General features: G+C 34.7%; 20 protein-coding genes. 10 read left to right on the top strand and 10 right to left on the bottom strand.

The genetic code is table 11. The annotated features are described in order from the left end of the window. Window positions 1–15: 15 nt before the first annotated feature. Both PFY09_RS01980 and PFY09_RS01975 read left to right on the top strand, forming a co-directional pair. A complete protein-coding gene (locus PFY09_RS01980) occupies window positions 16–372 on the top strand; it encodes a four helix bundle protein (protein ID WP_271161240.1) in 357 nt (118 codons plus the stop codon). A gap of 48 nt (window positions 373–420) precedes the next feature. Beyond that, on the top strand, window positions 421–2,199 hold the full coding sequence (locus tag PFY09_RS01975) for an acyl-CoA dehydrogenase family protein (protein WP_268053968.1): 1,779 nt from the start codon (window positions 421–423) through the stop codon (window positions 2,197–2,199). A 52-nt stretch (window positions 2,200–2,251) separates the two neighbouring features. Here PFY09_RS01975 and PFY09_RS01970 read toward each other — a convergent pair whose 3' ends face one another. Beyond that, window positions 2,252–2,656 (bottom strand): DUF805 domain-containing protein, encoded by a 405-nt coding sequence (locus PFY09_RS01970; protein WP_087710015.1) that lies wholly within the window; start codon window positions 2,654–2,656, stop codon window positions 2,252–2,254. Between the two features lie 155 nt (window positions 2,657–2,811). On the opposite strand from PFY09_RS01970, the gene PFY09_RS01965 reads away from it, so the two are divergent. The 4 genes from PFY09_RS01965 (at window position 2,812) to PFY09_RS01950 (ending at window position 6,082) form a co-directional block, all read left to right on the top strand. Then, window positions 2,812–3,123 carry a hypothetical protein gene (locus PFY09_RS01965; RefSeq protein ID WP_116547741.1) on the top strand — a complete coding sequence of 104 codons (312 nt, stop codon included), beginning with the start codon at window positions 2,812–2,814 and terminating at the stop codon, window positions 3,121–3,123. A gap of 26 nt (window positions 3,124–3,149) precedes the next feature. After that, window positions 3,150–3,482: a YegP family protein gene (locus tag PFY09_RS01960; protein WP_271161239.1), complete on the top strand. Its 333-nt coding sequence runs from the start codon at window positions 3,150–3,152 to the stop codon at window positions 3,480–3,482. 81 nt (window positions 3,483–3,563) lie between these two features. Next, window positions 3,564–4,010 carry a phosphohydrolase gene (locus PFY09_RS01955; protein ID WP_084196341.1) on the top strand — a complete coding sequence of 149 codons (447 nt, stop codon included), beginning with the start codon at window positions 3,564–3,566 and terminating at the stop codon, window positions 4,008–4,010. Between the two features lie 20 nt (window positions 4,011–4,030). Beyond that, window positions 4,031–6,082: a M48 family metallopeptidase gene (locus PFY09_RS01950; RefSeq protein ID WP_271161238.1), complete on the top strand. Its 2,052-nt coding sequence runs from the start codon at window positions 4,031–4,033 to the stop codon at window positions 6,080–6,082. Here PFY09_RS01950 and PFY09_RS01945 read toward each other — a convergent pair. From PFY09_RS01945 to PFY09_RS01930, 4 genes are all read right to left on the bottom strand, one after another. After that, complete coding sequence (locus tag PFY09_RS01945) at window positions 6,079–6,795, bottom strand: DUF2490 domain-containing protein (protein WP_076390320.1); 717 nt, start codon at window positions 6,793–6,795, stop codon at window positions 6,079–6,081. The two genes, PFY09_RS01950 and PFY09_RS01945, sit on opposite strands and share 4 nt — an antisense overlap. 74 nt (window positions 6,796–6,869) lie before the next feature. Then, a complete protein-coding gene (locus PFY09_RS01940) occupies window positions 6,870–8,681 on the bottom strand; it encodes a TonB-dependent receptor plug domain-containing protein (protein ID WP_271161237.1) in 1,812 nt (603 codons plus the stop codon). A gap of 333 nt (window positions 8,682–9,014) precedes the next feature. After that, window positions 9,015–9,236: a hypothetical protein gene (locus PFY09_RS01935; protein ID WP_271161236.1), complete on the bottom strand. Its 222-nt coding sequence runs from the start codon at window positions 9,234–9,236 to the stop codon at window positions 9,015–9,017. 202 nt (window positions 9,237–9,438) lie between these two features. Then, window positions 9,439–10,374: an IS1595 family transposase gene (locus tag PFY09_RS01930; protein ID WP_076390323.1), complete on the bottom strand. Its 936-nt coding sequence runs from the start codon at window positions 10,372–10,374 to the stop codon at window positions 9,439–9,441. Between the two features lie 187 nt (window positions 10,375–10,561). Here PFY09_RS01930 and uvrA point away from each other — a divergent pair, with 187 nt between their 5' ends. Next, window positions 10,562–13,354, top strand: a complete 2,793-nt coding sequence (gene uvrA / locus PFY09_RS01925) for an excinuclease ABC subunit UvrA (protein ID WP_271161235.1) — start codon at window positions 10,562–10,564, stop codon at window positions 13,352–13,354. Between the two features lie 269 nt (window positions 13,355–13,623). Next, window positions 13,624–14,394, top strand: coding sequence for an alpha/beta hydrolase (locus tag PFY09_RS01920; protein ID WP_271161234.1), 771 nt, complete (start codon window positions 13,624–13,626; stop codon window positions 14,392–14,394). Between the two features lie 401 nt (window positions 14,395–14,795). On the opposite strand, the gene PFY09_RS01915 is transcribed toward PFY09_RS01920, so the two are convergent. Beyond that, complete coding sequence (locus PFY09_RS01915) at window positions 14,796–15,713, bottom strand: ClpXP adapter SpxH family protein (RefSeq protein WP_271161233.1); 918 nt, start codon at window positions 15,711–15,713, stop codon at window positions 14,796–14,798. 247 nt (window positions 15,714–15,960) lie between these two features. Between PFY09_RS01915 and PFY09_RS01910 the strand changes: the two genes are divergently transcribed. Further along, a complete protein-coding gene (locus PFY09_RS01910; protein ID WP_076390327.1) occupies window positions 15,961–16,329 on the top strand; it encodes a winged helix-turn-helix transcriptional regulator in 369 nt (122 codons plus the stop codon). Between the two features lie 192 nt (window positions 16,330–16,521). On the opposite strand, the gene PFY09_RS01905 is transcribed toward PFY09_RS01910, so the two are convergent. The 4 genes from PFY09_RS01905 to PFY09_RS01890 all read right to left on the bottom strand — a co-directional run bounded on the left by PFY09_RS01905 (window position 16,522) and on the right by PFY09_RS01890 (window position 19,013). Continuing rightward, window positions 16,522–17,022 (bottom strand): endonuclease V, encoded by a 501-nt coding sequence (locus PFY09_RS01905; protein ID WP_271161232.1) that lies wholly within the window; start codon window positions 17,020–17,022, stop codon window positions 16,522–16,524. Between the two features lie 66 nt (window positions 17,023–17,088). Beyond that, window positions 17,089–17,451 carry a VOC family protein gene (locus PFY09_RS01900; protein ID WP_271161231.1) on the bottom strand — a complete coding sequence of 121 codons (363 nt, stop codon included), beginning with the start codon at window positions 17,449–17,451 and terminating at the stop codon, window positions 17,089–17,091. Beyond that, window positions 17,448–17,891, bottom strand: coding sequence for a GNAT family N-acetyltransferase (locus PFY09_RS01895; protein ID WP_271161230.1), 444 nt, complete (start codon window positions 17,889–17,891; stop codon window positions 17,448–17,450). Before PFY09_RS01895 ends, PFY09_RS01900 begins: the two co-directional genes overlap by 4 nt. A 75-nt stretch (window positions 17,892–17,966) precedes the next feature. After that, window positions 17,967–19,013, bottom strand: coding sequence for a M28 family metallopeptidase (locus PFY09_RS01890; protein ID WP_271161229.1), 1,047 nt, complete (start codon window positions 19,011–19,013; stop codon window positions 17,967–17,969). Window positions 19,014–19,101: 88 nt separating this feature from the next. On the opposite strand from PFY09_RS01890, the gene PFY09_RS01885 reads away from it, so the two are divergent. Beyond that, window positions 19,102–20,241: an aminotransferase class I/II-fold pyridoxal phosphate-dependent enzyme gene (locus PFY09_RS01885; RefSeq protein ID WP_271161228.1), complete on the top strand. Its 1,140-nt coding sequence runs from the start codon at window positions 19,102–19,104 to the stop codon at window positions 20,239–20,241. Window positions 20,242–20,337: the final 96 nt, after the last annotated feature.

Genomic DNA, 20,337 nt, shown 5'->3' with positions numbered 1-20,337 from the left:
TAAATTTTAGATGAAATGAGTTTTAAGGAAGACAATTTGATTCAGATTAAGACATTTGAATTTGCATTGAAAATTATTAAATTTTATATCCAGTGCAAATCTCAGAATGAATTTATTTTATCAAAACAAATTCTTCGTTGCGGAACGTCAATTGGAGCCAATGTTGAAGAAGGAATTGCCGCTCAATCTAAAAAAGACTTTATTTCCAAACTTTCAATTGCAAACAAAGAAGCCCGGGAAACTAGATATTGGCTGAGACTTTACCAGTCTTCAAATTTAGTTCAAATCGAAATTGATTCTTATCTACAAGAGATTGAAAGTATAATTAATATTTTAACAAAGATTATTAAGACTTCATCTGAAAATTTATAACTGAAATCTAATTTAAAATTTATAATCTAAAATTTAAAATAAACAATAATGAGCAATATATTAAAAGGAGGAGAATTCTTAATTAAAGAAATTCCTGCAAACGAAATCTTCAGTCTTGAAGAACTGAATGAAGAACAAAAAATGCTTCGCGATTCTGCGAAAGAATTTATAGACAGAGAAGTAGTTCCGCAAAAAGAACGTTTCGAAAAAAAAGATTATGCATTTACCGAAGAAGTAATGCGTAAACTTGGAGAAATGGGACTATTGGGAATTGCTGTTCCTGAGAATTACGGAGGTCTTGGAATGGGATTCGTAACAACCATGCTTGCCTGCGATTACATTTCCGGAGTTACAGGTTCACTGGCAACAGCTTACGGAGCACATACCGGAATCGGAACACTTCCCATCGTTCTTTATGGAACAGAAGCTCAGAAACAAAAATATCTTCCGGACTTAGCAGCGGGAACAAAATTCGGTGCTTATTGTTTGACTGAACCGGATGCAGGTTCTGATGCCAATTCAGGGAAAACAAGAGCAAAATTGTCTGAAGACGGAAAACATTACATCATCAACGGACAGAAAATGTGGATTTCCAACGCAGGATTTGCCGATACTTTTACTTTGTTTGCCAAAATTGATGATGATAAAAACATCACAGGTTTCGTAATCAACCGTTCAGAACTGGAAAATCCTGAAAGCCTTACTTTTGGTGAAGAAGAACATAAATTGGGTATTCGTGCCTCTTCTACGCGTCAGGTTTTCTTTAATGATATGAAAATTCCTGTTGAAAACCTATTAGGAGAAAGAAACAACGGATTTAAAATCGCTTTAAACGCGCTGAATGTCGGTCGTATCAAATTAGCGGCGGCTTGTCTGGATGCGCAGAGAAGAATTTTAAACCACTCTATTCAATATTCTAACGAGAGAAAACAATTCGGGGTTTCTATTTCGACTTTCGGAGCGATCAGAAAGAAACTGGCTGAAATGGCAACCGGAGTTTTCGTAAGTGAAGCAGGATCTTACAGAGCAGCAAAAAATATTGAAGACAAAATCGAAGAACTTGTTGCAGGAGGACTGGATCATCAGGCTGCAGAACTGAAAGGAGTTGAAGAATTCGCTGTAGAATGTTCAATTCTTAAAGTTTTCGTTTCAGATTTAGCACAGCATACTGCGGATGAAGGAATTCAGGTGTACGGAGGAATGGGATTCTCTGAAGATACTCCAATGGAAGCAGCCTGGAGAGATTCAAGAATTTCAAGAATTTATGAAGGTACCAACGAAATCAACAGATTATTAGCGGTTGGAATGCTCATCAAGAAAGCGATGAAAGGAGAATTAGACTTATTATCTCCGGCAATGGCAATCAGCAAAGAACTGATGGGAATTCCTTCATTCGAAGTTCCGGATTATTCAGCTTTCATGAGCGAAGAAAAAGCAATTATTGCAAATCTCAAGAAAGTGTTCTTAATGGTTTCCGGAGCTGCGCTTCAGAAATACATGATGGATATTGAAAAACAACAGCATTTACTGTTAAATGCTTCAGAAATTCTTAACCAGATTTATATGGCAGAATCTGCAGTTTTAAGAGTTGAAAAACATTTCTCTCCTGATTCTGTGGAAGCAGCAATGGCTCAGTTAAACCTATACAAAGCGGTTGAAAAAATCATTGTTGCAGCAAAAGAAGGAATTGTTTCTTTTGCAGAAGGTGACGAGCAGAGAATGATGCTTTCCGGACTAAGAAGATTCACGAAGTATACCAATCATCCTAATGTGGTTGCACTAACAGAAAAAGTGGCAGCTCATTTTATTGAGAAAGGACACTATTAAAAATAGTTTGAATATAATAGAAAATCCCGAAATTACTTTCGGGATTTTTTTATTAAAATTGTTTTTGTCCAATTTCGTTTATTTCGTTATAGTTTCCTTTAGGATCATCTCCATATTGATTTCTACCTTGTGTTCCTTCAGTCGCATACAACACTAAAAGCCATATTCCCCCGATAATTGGAATTAAAGAAATAAACAGGAACCACCCGCTTTTATCCACATCATGCAATCTCCTTACAGAAACAGCCAACCCCGGAAGAAAAGTTACCAGTGCATACAATAAATAAAGGTATCCATAAGGAATTTCAGGTGTAAATTTCAAACCAAGAATATTATCTAATACCGCAGCAATAACTGCAAAAATCAGATTAAATAAAAGATACATCCAATATTCAGTTCTTCTTGCTCTTCCGTTAAAATCAGCGTACTGTTTTAATACTTTTAAGTACCATTTCATAGTTATAATTTTTTTTGTTGTTTTCAAAAGTAATGATTTTTCAATTAAAATTTTTCAGATGTAATAAAAAAGAAAATTCAATTGTCTTTGAAATATTACATTTAACCTTTTTTTAAATTCAATTATTTTTTATACTTTTAACGTAAATACAAAAAATGAGAATAACATTATTAGCCATTCTGCTGTTTTCAGCTTCACTTTCAGCACAGCAAAAAATCAGAAAACCACTAATGCCGAGAACAGATTCTGTAAGGGTTTACAAAATGGATTCTAAGACAATTCAGCCGCCACAGAAATCGGATCAAAGAAACTTGTATAAAATGCCTTCTGCAAAACCGAAAGAAGGGACAGCGTATTCTGGTCTTAAAAACAACAAAACAGATCATCACGATTATAAAATGCTGAATTCTATTGCTCCGGAAGCACCAAAAAAAGAGGAGAAAGAGCTTCCTTCAACATCCAAATAAACAAATTTTAAAAAATTATTATACACATGGGAAAATTTATTATTTCTACAAGAAAAAACGGTGAGTTTCAATTTAATTTAAAGGCGGCAAACGGACAGGTAATTCTTTCCAGCGAAGGCTACAGTTCTAAAGCAGGATGCCAGAATGGTATTGAGTCGGTAAGAAAAAACTCTCAGGACGACTCTAAATTTGAAAGACTTACCTCAAAAGACGATCGTTTTTATTTTAATCTGAAAGCTACCAACGGGCAGATTATCGGAAGCAGCCAGATGTATGAATCTGACAACGGCATGGAAAAAGGCATTGAATCTGTAAAAAACAATGCGCCAAACGCCTCCGTGGAAGAAGAACTCGATTAAAAAAGATATCCTAAAATAATTTTTGTAAAATGTCTCATAGTTTTGAGGCATTTTTTATTTTTGTAATCTACTTTACAAAAAATGACAAAAGAAGAAATGCTCCACCGGGCAATAAAAATAGCCGATAAGGCACATAAAGGACAAACCGACAAATATCACGCTCCATACATTGCACACGTTATGCGGGTAATGGAATACGGAAAAACAATGGACGAAAAAATTGTAGGCGTTTTACACGATGTTGTTGAAGATCATCCTCAGGAATTCAGCCTTGATTATTTAAGAGATCAGGGATTTCCGGAATATATTATTTTTGCGATAAGCTGCCTCACAAAATTTGATCCTGATGAAGATTATGATGATTTCGTAAGAAGAACCGAACGTTCTCCTCTTGCGGTTGCCGTAAAATTAAACGATCTGCGCGATAACATGGATCTGAGAAGGGTAAACCGAGAACTTACTCCAAAAGACATCAAGAGATTCAATAAATACCTGAAAGCCTATCATTATCTGATTGAAAAATATTAGAAAAACATAAAAAACACACAATGACTAATAACCTTCCTCCTATTTCATCAACTTACCGTTCTAAGTTGATTTCTGCTGTTATTTCGGTATCTTTATTCTTTGTTGTATACCTTATCCTGATTCTTATCTCTCTGCTGATGATTTTTCTGCTGGGCTATGGAGCGATAAGGCTTGTCGCATTATATGCAAATTATTTTACAGCCATTATTGCTTTGGGACTTATAAGTATAGGATTTATTGTTTTTTATTTCCTCATTAAATTTATTTTCAAAAAAAATACGCACACCACAAGACATTTAATAGAAATCGACAGAAAGAGTCAGCCTGAACTTTTTGGCATCATTGATGAAATTATTCGTGAGACAAAAGTTAGCACACCCGGAAAAGTTTTTTTGTCGCCGGAAGTTAACGCAAGTGTAAGTTACAGTTCTCCGTTCTGGAGTATGTTTTTACCAGTTAAAAAAAATCTTACCATCGGCATCGGACTGGTAAATTCTTTAACGGTTGGTGAGCTTAAAACCGTTCTTGCGCATGAATTCGGACATTTCTCGCAGCGAAGCATGAAAATTGGAGGATACGTGAATCAGGCTGAAAAAATTATTTTTGATACGGTTTATAACAATAAAGATTTTGAAAATTCTATTAAGCACGGTTCAGGACATTGGGCATTTCAGATCACAGGAGTTATTTCGGTAGGATTTATAAACGTTTTTCAGTATATTTTAAAAATGTTTTCAGATTTTCTGTTTAAAAACAATGCTTCTTTACGAAGAGAAATGGAATTTCATGCCGATGCAGTGGCGACTTACGTTACCAATCCCAAAGAACAGGCTTCTTCATTATTAAGACTGGAACTAAGCAATGCTGCGTTCAACAGTGCATTTATGTTTTATGCAGACAGCGGCAACCAATATTTGCCTGAAAATTTATTTGAAAACCAGACTTTGCTGATGAAGGTTTTCAGCGAAAGAAATAATCATCTTTTTGAACATGGTCTTCCGAAAGTTGATCTTGAAGATATAACCCGATATAATAAAACAAACGTAAAAATTGAAGATCAGTGGTCATATCATCCTGAAACGGATAAAAGAATTGAAATGATCCGGAAAAACGAAACAAAAAATACTGCGGAAAACAATAATCTGGCAAAAAATATCATTCGCGGATATTCGGAAGTATGTAAAATTTTAACGAGTAAATATCTGACTTTATACAATATCAAAAATACGGGTAAGATAATTGATGATAATGATCTATTTCTTCAGCTTTACAATGAAAAATACCCTTACAGACTGATAAGTTCGGGGTTCAACGGATATTACGAAAGTCATAATCCTGTTCTGGAAAATATTGATGAGCTTATAAATGATACTGAAGGTACAGAAAAGCAGGATTTTTTCAGTGATAAAAAAGTTACTTTGGTTTATGAAAAAGCAGGAGCAGAAAGCGATCTGTATACATTGGATTATCTGGTTGCCAATCCGAAAGCCATTAAAACCTTTACCTACAAAGGAAGATTATACAAATCAAAAGAAGCCGGACTTTTAATTCCGAAAATTAAAGAAGAGCTTGAAATCCTTAAAAAGCAGCTACTCGAAAATGACATTCTTGTTTTCAGATACTTTTACAGTCTCGCCGATGATCACGAAAAAGGAATTTTAGCCGATAAATACAGAAAATTTGCTTTACTGGATACAGAATTTGATGTCTTTCAGAATTCTATCAATAATTTCACCCCTCATCTGGAATTTATGATGGTAACTTTGCCATTGGAAGAAATTCGTAAGTACAGAGCTGTTTTACTAAAGAATGAAAAACCGTTTAAAGATATCCTGAAACATTTTACGGAAGAATCTGCCTACAAAGACTTTTTAACGATTGAAAATAAACAGCTTATGAAAGATTTCATCAGTTCTGAATATATTTATTTCAATCATGACAAATATATTCAGAAGGAAGTGGATGTTTTATTTTCTTTGATTAATGAATATCAGATCACAATCAATAAAATCTATACCGATTTTAAAGAAGAACTTATTGAATATCAGAAAAGATTAGAGAAAGCTTATTAATCCGCTCCGGGATATTCAAATGTTTTAACAGGGTGTTTCGTTCCGTCAATATTAATGTTTAAAGCAACATACAGGAAATGAAAATTCTGGTTTGAGGAAGCATTGAATTCTCTCTGCCAAAGATATCCTGCAACAACTCCCACACTATTATCGATCTGATAACCACCGCCAACGTACACTCTGTTTCTTGCAAAAGTCGGTTTCATAGGACTTACAAAGAAAACCTCATCGTATGCATTGGCAAACACAGTTCCTTTCTTTACTTCTTTTGCATTAAGAGGAACACTTACATTCAGACGGTAACGGTAACGCATTCTTTCAGAATTTTTGTCAGACTGAGGTTCGTAAAACCATGATTTTTCTGCACGGATCCTGTTTTCAAACTTTACAATTCCTTTTTTAAAATCGATTACGTCCTGTAACCATACCCGGAACTCTTCTTTGTTGATAGAGCGATCTTTATAAGTCGCATATCTTCCCAAACCGATAAAAGGTTTATGATTTTTGGTAAGATTATACCCCAATCCTCCTTTAATTTCGTAGTAATCGGGGTATGTATATTCTTCAATTCCTCTTGACTGTCCTTCCAGATAAAGGAAAAATTTAGGATGAAATTTGTAAGTGATGGTGAGTGCGTTGAAGCTGGAAATATGTTCCTGTGCTTTAAAAAATGTAACCCCTAAAAGTAAACCCAAACTCACAAATAGTTTCATCTAAAAAAATTTTTGCAAATGTAAATGAATTAACAATTTCGTAATATTAACTTTAATTCATCATTAATTAACATTTACTTAATATTAATAGTATACGATAAACCAATATGGAACCATCTTTGCGGCATTGGAACTCCAAAAGTTTCTGTATATGAAGTATTTGTTAAATTATTGATCAAAACGTACACTGAAAAATCTTTTTTGGTAAAACTTAATTTTTCATCCAGAAGATTATAGCTTCCGTTATTCAGTCTTTCGTTGTAACGGTAAACGACTTCATTGGTAAAGTTTTTCAGGAACTTTGTTTCCAGTTTTGCAATAAACTGATGTTTTAAATTATCCAGTACATATCTCGCTACGAAATTACCCGGCTGATTCAGTTTATTATCCAGATAAGTATAGCCTACTGTATATTTCAGCCATTCGTTCAGCCTGTGATTCACCTCAGCTTCAATTCCTTTTATGGTGGTATCTCCAATGTTCTGCGCATACCAGACCGCATCATTCGGTTTAATTTTTGTCCAGTCGATCGCATCCCCCGAATCACGAAGGAATCCGCTCACTTTCGCCAGAATATTTTTCGTCTGATACTGGTATCCTACTTCTGCATATACCGCACTTTCAGGTTTAAGATTAGGGTTTCCAACCTCGGTTTTACTTACATAATACAGATCTGTGAAGGTAGGAACCCTGTGAACTTTTGCAATATTTCCGTAGATTTTATTGTTTTGATTAAAGGTAAATCCTACATCTAAACCGGGATAGAAAAAGTTTCCTTCTTTGGAATAATTTGCCCAGGAAATTCCGGGAGTGATATTTAACTTTTTATCCAGTAAAGAAAAATGGTGTTCGAAGAAAACCTGTGAAACAAAACGGTTTCTTTCTCCTAAATTATTGCTTACCAGAAATTCTTTTCGAAGCTCTACCCCTATTCCTGTAGTTCCCAATCCCCATTCGTAAGTAGAATTAACTTCTCCTCCTACATTGTTCCCGATGTGCATATTTCTGTAAATTTCTGGCTTCTGTCTGTTGAAAAGATACATATCCTGCCCCCTTCTCCAGTATACATTTGAACTGAGCTTCATCTTGCCAAATCTTTGCTGATGTGCTAAACTTACAATTGAAGCCTGCGTTTCTTCATACTGTTCCGTAGCTGCTTTTGATGCATAAAAACCGTTTGCCCCGAATTTTTTCTCAGAAAAACCGGCCTGAAGTCTGATGTCACCGTCTTTTATATTCAGTTTACTTTGATAAAATACATTCCTGATCTCGTAATCCGTATTGTACATATATCCCTGCGAACCGGCAGAATTTGCCTGTAAAGAATTGGAGAATTTTTCATTTCCAAGCTGAGCGTTTACGCCAAAGCCATACGTTTCGTAATCTCCTCCTTCTGCACTTATTTTTACTCTTTTTCCCGGATTCGTTTTGGTGATCACATTAATCACTCCGGCATAGGCATTCTGCCCGAATCTTCTTGCTGCAGGACCTTTTATTACTTCAATTCTCTCCACATCATCAAGATCTACCGGAAGATTCATGGAGTTATGTCCGGTTTGAGAATCGTTCATACGGATTCCGTTCAGAAGCAGAAGAACCTGCTCGAAAGAGCTTCCCCGAAAACCGATATCACTCTGTACTCCATTGGCTCCTCTCCTTCTGATATCCATTCCCGGAACCTGCTGAAGAATTTCGTCTATACTTTTTGCAGGAGAATTGATGATTTCTTCTCTTGTAATGATGGTAATATTCTGGTTTGCCGTTTTGTAAGGGGTTGAAATAAGTTTTCCCTGAACCTCAATTGTTTCAATATCGGTAGATTTTTCCTGTGCGTGCGTAAAGCAGAAAGTTCCTACAAGAAAAACAGGAAGTATTTTTTTAATCATAATCAGTTTTATTCTCAGTTAGTTTCGTGAGCGCAAAAGTACTGGAGATCATGAAGAATGACAAATGATAGTTGTCATAAAAAAAGATGCGACTGAAAAAATCGCATCTTGGGAAGTAATTTTGTTATCTTTTTCTCATTAAATGTGTAATAAGATCTCTGAACAACTTTCTCATTTCTATATTACATATTTATGGGTACAATTTTAACAAATTTTAAAATAAAAAACAATACTTTGAACTTAAAAATACTTAAAAAATTCACTATATGGTTAAATATTTATTACCGTGGTTATTAGCTTAGGCAAGTATATACAATTCTACACTATGTGAATTTATATTTTCTTTTTGAAGACATTTTTAATGTTCTTATCAAACTCCGTACATTCTGAAACGTACTTCGCTTTAATTACTTTAACATTATTTATCAATGTAACTTTATCTGTATCAATTTTTAAGTCAGGATGATTTTTCTTGATATCAACAATATCAAAGTATGTACTTCCTTTATCAGTAATACTTTTAACGTTTTTATATTTTAATAGTTTTGGTGTCATTTTATAAGTCATTAGATTATCATAAATTATATTAAATTAAAACTTTTTAGGATATAATTTGCTAACAACTGCAAAAATGAAAAAAATTAAAATATTAATTTATGATTTAACACCTATATCTTCATTTATTATTAAGAAATTAACAAATCCCGACTTTTCCATTTAAAAAATAAAATAGAATTATGACTTAAAATTAATTATTTTAATCCTTATCCAGAATTAAATCTTTATATCTGGTTCTTACCTCACTATTTGTTAGAAAATATTTAAACTTATCATTATTTGACGTCTCCCTCAAATTAAATTTATAGATGAATTCATCTACATACTTCTGAAGATGCTTTTTCGATACATGATTATATGTTCCATTCAGCGAGTTTTTCAATATCTTCCACGATCCCTCTATATTATTTGTATGAATACTGCTGTCTTCCTGATTTACGTATTCTTTTTTAGAATGATCGACTATTTTATGATCATAAGTTTCATACAATCCGTCATAAGCCCACCATTCATCGCTAATAACTCTTGTGTTTTTAATGGGAATATATTTATAAATCAGAGGCTGTATGCTCACTTTTTTTGTATCATCCACCACAAAAGCATTCATTTTACCACCTCTTTGCAGCATTCCCATCACCGGAACTTTATCCTTATAGTTTCTCCCCTGAGAGTTTTTTACTTTTTTATTCTTGTGCCTGTTCTTATTTTTTCCACCGATAAAAGTTTCATCACATTCTACAGTTCCTTCTAACTCATTATGATTTTCAATTCCAAAACAAGCGCGTATTCTTTGCAACATAAACCAAGCTGTTTTTTGGGTGACGTCTATATCTTTTGCCAGCTGAAGAGAGCTTATTCCTTTTTTATGAGAAGTTATCAGCCATATTGCCAGAAACCATTTTTGCAGACTGATCTTAGAATTTTCAAACATAGATCCTGTTTTGGCATTGAAATATTTCCCTGTATTTTTGCATTTGTATCGGTTTTTACTGCATTTATATACCTGAGATTCAGAATCGAAAGGGCTTTCTATTACCCCTCCCCATCTCATCTGTTCTAGATAATCGATACATTTTTCCTCCGTTGAAAAAGTCTGCAGCAATTCCAATACAGACTTTATATTAGTGTTTATCATGGTATAGTAAATATTAAGTTTACATTATGAAAGATGCAATCTATTTAGTAATGGTTCACTCATAAGAGAAAAATTAACATTTTTTTATATTTTTCCCTTTATAGTGTAAAAACGTAAGTAATTACCAAAAATTATATCACTCTATAATCCGCTAAAAATTCGTAATTTTGTTAGTCTTAATTTTACTATGGCTCATACAACAGAAATAGATATTAAAAAACAGATTTTCGTTAAGAACGCACATCTTAACAATCTGAAACACATAGATGTTCTTATCCCGAAAAATAAACTGATCGTCATTACAGGAGTTTCCGGAAGCGGAAAATCTTCATTGGCATTTGATACGATTTATGCGGAAGGACAGCGAAGATATGTAGAGAGCTTAAGCTCTTACGCACGTCAGTTTTTAGGAAAGTTAGAAAAACCTAAAGTTGATGATATTAAAGGTTTAGCACCTTCTATCGCGATACAGCAGAAAGTAATTTCTTCAAACCCGAGATCTACCGTCGGAACTTCCACAGAGATCTACGATTATATGAAGCTTCTTTTTGCAAGAATCGGGAAAACCTATTCTCCTGCTTCTGGTGAGGAAGTGAAAAAAGATTCGGTTTCGGATGTAGTGGATTTCATCAAATCTTCTAAAAAAGATACTTCATTTTTATTAACGGCTCCTTACGATTACGATGCCGCGAATTTTGGTGAAAATTTAAATGTTCTGAAATTAGCAGGTTTTACGAGACTGGAAATCAATGGTAACGTTGCAGGAATCGAAGATTTGGAAAGTTTCGGCTTTACTCCCGAAAAAGGAATGAAAATTAATCTGGTAATAGACCGCTTCACTTACGAGGAAGATGAAAGTTTTCTTCAGCGTTTGGCAGATTCTATTCAGATGGCTTTCTATGAAGGTCGCGGATATTGTTCATTGAAAAACGTAGATACCGGAAAGATCAAAGAATTTTCAAATAAATTTGAATTGGATGGAATCGAATTTTTAGAGCCGAATGTCCATTTTTTCAGTTTTAACAATCCTTACGGAGCATGTCCGACTTGTGAAGGATACGGAAAAGTCATCGGAATTGATGAAGATCTTGTAATTCCCAACAAAACATTATCCGTTTTCGAAGATGCGGTTGCTTCATGGAAAGGCGAAAGCATGAGCGAATGGAAAAAAGATTTCATTAAAAAAGCAAAAGATTTCCCGATTCATAAGCCTTATCATCAGTTAACCAAAGAACAGAAAAAATATCTTTGGAAAGGAGACGGAAAAAGCACGTTCCCATCGATTGACAATTTCTTCAAAATGCTTGAGGAAAACCTCTATAAAATTCAGTATCGTGTAATGCTTTCCCGTTATCGCGGAAAAACACTCTGCCCGACTTGTGAAGGTTTGCGACTGCGTGAAGAAACAAGCTGGGTGAAAATCGACGGACACAATATCCAATCGATGATCGAGCTTCCTCTGGATGAGCTTTTTCCTTTAATTAAAAGCTTAAAATTATCCGAACACGATCAGGAAGTTGCCAAAAGATTATTGTACGAAATTACAACCCGACTTGAATTTTTATTAAAAGTCGGTTTAGGATATTTAACCTTAAACAGAACATCCAATACGCTTTCCGGCGGAGAAAGTCAAAGAATAAATTTAGCAACAAGTCTGGGAAGTTCTTTGGTGGGTTCCATTTATATTCTGGATGAGCCTTCAATCGGACTTCACTCAAGAGATACGGAAAATTTAATTGAAGTTTTAAAAAATCTTCGTGACCTTGGCAATACGGTAATCGTTGTGGAACATGATGAAGATGTAATGAAAGCCGCCGATTATATTATTGATATTGGTCCGGAAGCAGGTTATCTTGGTGGAGAATTGGTTTTCGCAGGAGATTACAAAGAGCTGAAAGATGCAGATACGTTAACTTCAAAATATCTTACCGGAAGACTGGAAATTGAAGTTCCCAAAAAGCGGAGAAAAGGTAAAGAATGGATTCACATAAAAGGAGCAAGACAAAATAATTTAAAAAACATTGATGTAGATGTTCCTTTGGAAAATCTTGTTGTAATTTCGGGGGTTTCCGGAAGCGGAAAATCGACTTTAATGAAGGAAATCCTTACCAATGATATCCAGATTCAGCTTGGGATGGGAGGTAAAAAAGGAGATTATGATGCTGTGGATTTTCCGAAAAAACTGATCCAGCATATTGAACTGATCGACCAGAATCCTATCGGAAAGTCTTCAAGATCCAACCCTGTAACGTATCTTAAAGCCTATGACGACATCAGAGATCTTTTCGCCAAGCAAAAAGTGGCAAAAATGATGGGCTACAAACCTAAACATTTTTCCTTCAACGTAGACGGCGGAAGATGTGATGAATGTAAGGGAGAAGGTGTCATCAACGTTTCCATGCAGTTTATGGCAGATATTGAACTTGAATGTGAAGTCTGTAAAGGAACCCGCTTCAAAAGTGAAATTCTGGAAGTAAAGTACGACGAAAAAAACATTTCAGATATTCTTCACATGACCGTGGATGAAGCTTTGGAATTTTTCAAAGATAATAAGGAAGAAAAGATCGCAACCAAATTAAAACCTTTACAGGATGTAGGTTTAGGATATTTGCAGTTGGGACAGAGCTCTTCTACCCTTTCCGGCGGTGAAGCACAGCGTGTAAAACTGGCATCCTTCCTTGTAAAAGGGGTCACAACAGATAAGACGTTATTTATTTTTGACGAACCTTCAACGGGACTTCATTTCCATGATATTCAGAAATTACTGAAGTCTTTACAGGCTTTGATTGATCTTGGACATTCTGTGATTGTGATTGAACATCAACCCGATATCATTAAATCTGCAGATTACATCATCGACATCGGTCCTGAAGCCGGAAAACACGGCGGTGAGGTTGTCTTCACCGGAACTCCCGAAGAACTGGCAAAAAATAAGAAATCTCATACAGCACGATATATTAAAGAAAAGCTGGAGAACTAAAAAACAGAGAGTAAAGATTACTCTCTGTTTTATATTTTTAAACTTGCTAAAGTAAAATGTCAGAAAACTCTATAGAGTTTGATTTGTGTAGACATCATATTCGGAGGACGTTTGCGTTCCGTAGGAACGCTATCTTTAGAACATTTTTTGTAGTATCGATATTAAACCTACGGATTGATTGATAGACTTACTCCTGTTTCTACACAGATTCTGCTCTTAAAGGAGCAAAACTCTTTTACTTTAAATAATTTCAATGATTTAACTTTACCATGAAATATAATTCCATCTTTTTATTTTTAATTGCTTTGGTAATCATGAGCTGTTCAACGAAAAAAAATGCAAATCTGAACAGCAGTTACCCTGTAAAATTAGATACTCTGACAATGTTTGATAAATCGAGAAACCGCAAAATTCCGGTTGCTTATTTCAGTCCCAAAACCTCAGAGAAAATTTCAAAACAACAGATCGTCATTTTCAGTCACGGTTATGGTGCCAATACAGGGGGAGACTATTTAAAGTATTCCTACTTAACAAAGAATCTGGCTTCAAAAAGATATTTTGTGGTAAGCATTCAGCATGAGCTTCTGACAGATCAGCTCATTCCTTCAGAGGGAAAACCTCAAATCGTAAGAATGCCTTTCTGGGAACGTGGTACAGAAAATATTTTATTTGTTTTGAATGAACTAAAAAAAACGAAACCTGAGCTTGATTATAAACATCTTACTTTAATCGGACATTCAAACGGCGGAGATATGACGGCTCTTTTCGCCAATAAGTATCCCAATTTTGTGTATAAAATCATTACCTTGGATAACCGGAGAATGTATTTGCCCAAAACTTTGATTCCGAAAATTTATACTTTACGCTCAAACGACTATCCTGCCGATGAAGGAGTTTTGCCGACAATGGAAGAGCAAAAAAAATTCCATATCACTGTTCAGCCAACAAGTATTAATCATGGAAAAATGGATGATAAAGCAAATGATCAGGAAAAAGCATCTTTAAATCTTTTTATCGAACAATATTTGCGTGAAAAGTAACCTCGCGATTTATTAACGGAAAGATAACAGACAGTTGTAAATTTTAACATTCAGTATATTGTTTGGCATAAAATTTATTCCTACATTTACTATGAAATACAACTGAAGTGGAAACATATTTTGCATTTTTCAGCTTTGAAATCGCAATTAAATTTATAAAAATTTAAGCACAGCATTGTCGGCTGTGCTTTTTTATTGTTGTCTAATTAAAAAAATGAGATGTATTTATCTACTGGATCTGCTCCTAAAGAGCAGATTCTTTTAGTTTTAATCTTATACATTTTTAAGATTAATAAAAAAATTCATGTACAATAATTGAGTTAGCTACAAAACAACAAAAACCGAAAATTCAAAGAATTTTCGGTTTCTTAAAAAAACTTGCTAAATATTAATGAAATTAATTACGATTTCAGAGTCCAGATTGAACCGTTTTTGGTGGTAAGCTTTTCAAGCGTTCCTTTGTCGGAAAGCTCATTTAATAATCTTTCGCTTTCTTTTCTCGGCGTTCCCGATAATTCTGAAAACTCTTTTGCGGTAAGTGAATTATACTTTGCAAAAAGACTTTCCCAGTTTTTGGAATATTCAGATTTCTTGGTGTCAGAATTTACTCTCAGAACAGCAGTTTCGTAGAATGCATAAGGTTTTGAGCCGTAAACAATCTCTCTTTTTCCTGCATCATTGGTAAAAAACATGGTAGGAAAACCGCGAACTCCCATTTCTCTGGCAAGCTTCAGATCTTCCTGAAAAAGTTCTTTTCCTCTTCCTTCAAAGTCTTTTTTCAACTGATCTGTATTCAATCCTACTTTTTTGGCTACTGCTGCAATATGTTCCCATTTTGCGATATTTTTCTTCTTCAAAAACACCATTTCACGAAGTTCTCTCATGAAATCCAGTGCTTTTTCCCTGTCCTGCATCTGTGCCGCTTTAAAGGCGATAGAAGGCGGATAAGAAGAATCCAGCGGATCCTGTAACCAGATATCACCGTCGATCGGCATATCGTAATACAAACTTACTTCATCCCAGTGATGCGCCACGTCCGAAGGTTTGCTTATTCCTCCGCTGTTGTAGCTCCAGTCCGGAAGAAGACCTCCCATTCTGTATTCTATATCTACGTTATCTCCGTATTCCAGTTTTAATTTTCTCAGTTGAGGCTCAATTCCCCAGCATGAAGAGCAGATTGGGTCTGTAAAATAAATCACTTTTACAGGTTTTTCGTCAGTCATTACATCAATATTCCCAATTTCAAACTTTTCTCCGGGAACTTCACAAACTCCTGTCGCAGGATCGCATAATAGCGGATTTGTAGATCTGTTTTCCATTTTTTTACTTTTGTCACTTTGTCCGTTACAACTACTTAAAGCCGCCGTGAGGAACACAAATGTTAGTATTTTATTATTTATCATTTTTTGTGATGATAAAGGTTTCACACTTTTTAATGTTACCACAAATCTAATATTTAATCATCATACTTTGGTAATGGATTTCCTTTTAGAAACTGGTTTCCTCGAGGAAACTACCTTTCTGTTTTTTTATTATCTTTACATCATTATAATTTATTTTGAAATCATGAAAAAAGAAGCCAATCTGAATATCACTCCTATCTGTAAAAACCGCATGAACGCCATTAAAGATTCAATGGAAATTTTATCGGGAAAATGGAAGTTTCATATTCTGGGAACTTTAATGCAGAGTGAAAAAATGCGTTTTATGGATCTTTTAAGGGAAATTGACGGTATTGCTGCCAAAATGCTTTCAAAAGAGCTTCAGGACATGGAGATCAATCATCTCATCAAACGTACTGTTTTAGACACAAAACCTGTAACCGTGGAATATGAAATCACAGAATACGGAAAAACTATCGAACCGATTATTGATGAAATTGCCAAATGGGGAATTGAGTACCGAAAATCTCTTTATCAAAAAACCGACAAATAGATTCTGCCGGTTAAAAAACAAAAATTGATATGGATATGATTGATATGTGTTTAAACATTGATTTTTGTTAAAACAAATTTATATTTATTTAGACTTAATAAAAATAATATTTGAATGATATTTGTCACATTATAGAAAAATCGTACAAATCAAAGTTTAACAGATTTCTTAGTCGTTGGAAATTAAAATATTTTAACTTCGGGAAAGCTGATCTAATTTTTTAAGTAATGTCGGAATTCTGAAATTTCCGTGCATCTGTTCTACCTTTTGTTTAATTTCATCTACATCAGTTCCTTTTGCAGTAAGAAACAAAGGCGTTTTACTTTCTCCCCGATAAATGATTCTTCTTCCGGAATCCGGACTGTTAAAACCGTTCTTTGCAATTCCGACTACCGGAAATTTTTGGTCTAAAGCTTCGTAAAGATGCCCTCCAAGTCCTATTTTTCCTTCTTCATCCAGAGTTACATAGCCATCGATAATGATAACATCGCCTTGCTGAAGTTGAATTTTATTTAAAAGACTGAGAATACAGGGTAATTCTCTTTTGTAAAAAGCTCCGCTTTCATATTCTGAGGTAATTGTTGTTTTCTCTGTGAAAATTTCTGCTTCCTGTTCAGAATTCCAATCCTGAAAGGCTAAACAGACTGTATGGGCATAATCGTCGTAATAATAGGTATCAAAAGCGTAGATCATTCTTCGTTTGTAGTTGATTATTGTTTTTAAATGATGGTAATGTAATTTTCTCTTAACTGCAATTGATTAGAAAAATTCTCCGAAATGCCACAAAATTCCACAAGGATCATGAACAAAACATTCTTTTCCCCAATCCATTGTTCTCACAGGCAAAATTCTTACTTTCTCATATTTTTCAGTAAGATGTAAACTGATAAGTTCCTGATAAAATTCGTCTGTATTTTCAACTTCTACAAAAAGCATGGTGTTATCAATCCAGTCTTTTACATAAGCATCCTGAAGATAAAAAGCAGTCTCATTCCATTTGAACAGAGACATTTTAGCATTCAGAATCACTTCTTCAAAACCCAGATCACGGTAGAAACTCCTGCTGGTTTCAAAGTTTTCAGAGCCTATAAAAGGACGCATTGATTTTATATTCTGTTTCATTGTAATCTGTTTTTCCAGTCGTTATAAGTCATTTCAAATTTTATTTCATTCTTTCCGTGAATTCCGTTTTCTGTCCATCCTGATTTTCTGTAGAATATCTCCGCTCTTGTACTTGGAGAAGTGCTCAGCCAGATTTTCTCATTCGTCTGATCAAAATACCAATTCAGCATGGTGTCGTGAAGTTTTCTCCCGATTCCTTGATTATCAAATTCCGGATGAACAAAAAGCGCCCAGATGCTTTTCTCTTTCATATCTACAATTCCAAATCCTGTAATTCTGTTATTATCTTCACAAACCCAGCCTTTTCCTCTGTCAAAAAGAAAGTTCTCACAATCCTGATTTGTAACAAGATTGGGATCAGATAACGTGTTTTCTTTCACCGAATTTCTTACGATTTGGATCTGTGGAATATCTTTCAGCTCAGCTTCACGGATTTTCATGTAAATTTTAATTTAAATAAAAAGGCAAACTGCTGATCTGCTAATTTGCCTTTTGTATTGTATTTTTTAATTCAATTATTTCTTATCTACAACGATTCTGTCTGGTCTGTTGGCGATTTCCCAAGCCGTTGTAAAAACCAACTGGGTTCTTTTAGCCAGCAGATTATAATCTATTTTCTCTACATCATCCGTTGGTTTGTGGTAATCTTCGTGGATTCCGTCAAAGAAAAATGCTACAGGAACATTATTTTTAGCGAAATTATAGTGATCTGATCTGTAATACAGTCTTTCGGTATCATTCGGATCGTCATACTTATAATTTAACTCAAGATTATTGGTCTTTTTGTTTGCCGCTTCATTAATTACTTTTAACTGAGAACTCAGCATTTCAGATCCAATGACATATACATACTGTTTTCCTCTGTTTTCAGGATCATCACGACCGATCATATCGATATTCAAATCAACCACGGTATTGGCTAAAGGAAAAACCGGATTATCCGTGTAAAATTCAGAACCAAATAAACCATGTTCCTCTCCTGTTACGTGAAGAAATAAAATGGATCTTTTCGGACCGTTTCCTGCTTTTTTAGCTGCCTGAAAAGCTTTTGCAATCTCCATTACTGCAACTGTTCCGCTTCCATCGTCGTCTGCTCCGTTGTAAACTACTCCGTTTCTTGTTCCTACGTGATCGTAATGACCCGAAATCACAATAATTTCCTCAGGTTTTTCAGATCCTTCAATAAATGCCAGAATATTTTCAGAGTCAGGAAGATTTCCGCCGCCTCTTTTCTTCATGAAATCAGACGGAACTTTCTGATAATAGGATCCCAAAGCTTTAGGATAAGAAATTCCTAAGCCTTTATAGTAATTCACCATGTATTCTCCTGCCCTTTTTTGTCCCGGACTTCCCGTATCTCTACCCTCCATATCATCGGAAGCAATTACGTACAGGTTTTTCTTTAGATCTTCTGCCTTAATTTCCTTATAGGCAGCCAAATAAGCTTTATCACCTTTTGCGGCAGATGAAGTTTGAGTTGTCCCTGCATCGGCTGCATTTTTTGCCGTTCCGCAGCTTACCAGTACAGCAAGTGAAAATAGTGGAATGAATAATTTTCTCATTATGGAATAATTTGCTTAAAAATAACAAAAAATATTTAATCTTTTACGGATTGCTATTTTTCTTATATTTGAAATAAATGCAAAAAGTATGGAGAATATCTACGGATTCAATCATTACTCTTTTTTTACTGAAATGTCTGAACTGGCAACCCAAAACAACAGTTTTGATCTGTCTTTAGGTTTGCCGGATTTTGATATCGACCACCGTTTGAGGGAGTATCTGAAAGAAGCTGCAGATCTTAACAGCCATAATTATGAACCACTTGCAGGAAATCCGCTTCTGATAAAAAATATAATCCGTTTTAATCTCAAAAGAAAAAACAGCATCCGATTACAGGAAAATGAAATAACCGTTGTTCCCTGTGCAACTTTTGCTTTATATACTTCCCTTAAATCCATTCTTAATCAAGGAGATGAAGTTATCGTTATACAGCCTTCTTATTACACGTATGGTCCTTCTATTTTTCTGAATGGGGGTATTCCTGTCTATTATGATCTTGACAATAATTTTTCGGTAAATTGGGAAAAACTGCAAAGTTGCATTTCTGAAAAAACAAAAGCCATTATTGTAAATTCTCCACAAAATCCAACCGGAAAAATATGGTCTGAAAGCGACTGGAATCAATTATACAGCATCATTAAAGATCAGGAAATTTATCTGATTTCGGAAGAGATTTACGATACGTATTGTTTTGACGGAAAGGAACATTACAGTTCGTTTCTTCATCCTGAGCTCAAAAGAAGGACATTCTGCATTTTTTCTTTTGGAAAAATGTTTCATTCTACCGGATGGAAAGTCGGCTATCTTTTGGCACCTGAAGAATTAACGGCGAAATTCCGCTGTCATCAACAGTATATTTCCTACAGTGCAAACGCGCCCTGTCAGTACGCAATAGCCAAATATCTGGAAGTTTTTGATCCTTCACAGAACCAGATTTTAATGCAAAAAAAACGCGATCTTTTTAGTGATCTGATTACAGAAACGCCTTTCATTGTTGAAGAAAAAGCAGAAGGCGCCGTTTTTCAAATCGTGAATTTCAGAACTGTTTCAAAAACAATGACAGACGTAGAGTTTTCGAAATGGCTTACCATCGAGAAAAAAGTAGCGTGTCTTCCTTTATCTGCTTTTTACAATTCCAGAAAGAATTCAGATTATGTACGATTCAGTTTTGCTAAAAATGATGATCTGATTATTGATGCGCTTGAGTATTTAAAAAAGCATCTTTAAAATCACTGCAAGCGTAAAGATCTCCACCTTTTTATTTTTAGATTTCTCCTTTGTCGAAATGACAACATTAAATATTTTGTTTCGTTAGTTGAGCAG

The sequence above is a fragment of the Chryseobacterium gambrini genome (genome assembly GCF_027920505.1).
GTDB lineage: Bacteria > Bacteroidota > Bacteroidia > Flavobacteriales > Weeksellaceae > Chryseobacterium > Chryseobacterium gambrini.
This window is presented reverse-complemented; position numbering and strand designations above follow the sequence as displayed.

Bases quoted from the DNA above. Each gene is read 5' to 3' on its own strand.
- PFY09_RS01980 (WP_271161240.1), top strand. From the start codon at position 16: ATGAGTTTTAAGGAAGACAATTTGATTCAGATTAAGACATTTGAATTT.
- PFY09_RS01955 (WP_084196341.1), top strand. From the start codon at position 3,564: ATGACAAAAGAAGAAATGCTCCACCGGGCAATAAAAATAGCCGATAAG.
- PFY09_RS01965 (WP_116547741.1), top strand. From the start codon at position 2,812: ATGAGAATAACATTATTAGCCATTCTGCTGTTTTCAGCTTCACTTTCA.
- PFY09_RS01940 (WP_271161237.1), bottom strand. From the start codon at position 8,681: ATGATTAAAAAAATACTTCCTGTTTTTCTTGTAGGAACTTTCTGCTTT.
- PFY09_RS01950 (WP_271161238.1), top strand. From the start codon at position 4,031: ATGACTAATAACCTTCCTCCTATTTCATCAACTTACCGTTCTAAGTTG.
- PFY09_RS01945 (WP_076390320.1), bottom strand. From the start codon at position 6,795: ATGAAACTATTTGTGAGTTTGGGTTTACTTTTAGGGGTTACATTTTTT.
- PFY09_RS01890 (WP_271161229.1), bottom strand. From the start codon at position 19,013: ATGAGAAAATTATTCATTCCACTATTTTCACTTGCTGTACTGGTAAGC.
- uvrA (WP_271161235.1), top strand. From the start codon at position 10,562: ATGGCTCATACAACAGAAATAGATATTAAAAAACAGATTTTCGTTAAG.
- PFY09_RS01975 (WP_268053968.1), top strand. From the start codon at position 421: ATGAGCAATATATTAAAAGGAGGAGAATTCTTAATTAAAGAAATTCCT.
- PFY09_RS01930 (WP_076390323.1), bottom strand. From the start codon at position 10,374: ATGATAAACACTAATATAAAGTCTGTATTGGAATTGCTGCAGACTTTT.
- PFY09_RS01900 (WP_271161231.1), bottom strand. From the start codon at position 17,451: ATGAAACAGAATATAAAATCAATGCGTCCTTTTATAGGCTCTGAAAAC.
- PFY09_RS01905 (WP_271161232.1), bottom strand. From the start codon at position 17,022: ATGATCTACGCTTTTGATACCTATTATTACGACGATTATGCCCATACA.
- PFY09_RS01885 (WP_271161228.1), top strand. From the start codon at position 19,102: ATGGAGAATATCTACGGATTCAATCATTACTCTTTTTTTACTGAAATG.
- PFY09_RS01960 (WP_271161239.1), top strand. From the start codon at position 3,150: ATGGGAAAATTTATTATTTCTACAAGAAAAAACGGTGAGTTTCAATTT.
- PFY09_RS01935 (WP_271161236.1), bottom strand. From the start codon at position 9,236: ATGACACCAAAACTATTAAAATATAAAAACGTTAAAAGTATTACTGAT.
- PFY09_RS01920 (WP_271161234.1), top strand. From the start codon at position 13,624: ATGAAATATAATTCCATCTTTTTATTTTTAATTGCTTTGGTAATCATG.
- PFY09_RS01915 (WP_271161233.1), bottom strand. From the start codon at position 15,713: ATGGAAAACAGATCTACAAATCCGCTATTATGCGATCCTGCGACAGGA.
- PFY09_RS01895 (WP_271161230.1), bottom strand. From the start codon at position 17,891: ATGAAAATCCGTGAAGCTGAGCTGAAAGATATTCCACAGATCCAAATC.
- PFY09_RS01910 (WP_076390327.1), top strand. From the start codon at position 15,961: ATGAAAAAAGAAGCCAATCTGAATATCACTCCTATCTGTAAAAACCGC.
- PFY09_RS01970 (WP_087710015.1), bottom strand. From the start codon at position 2,656: ATGAAATGGTACTTAAAAGTATTAAAACAGTACGCTGATTTTAACGGA.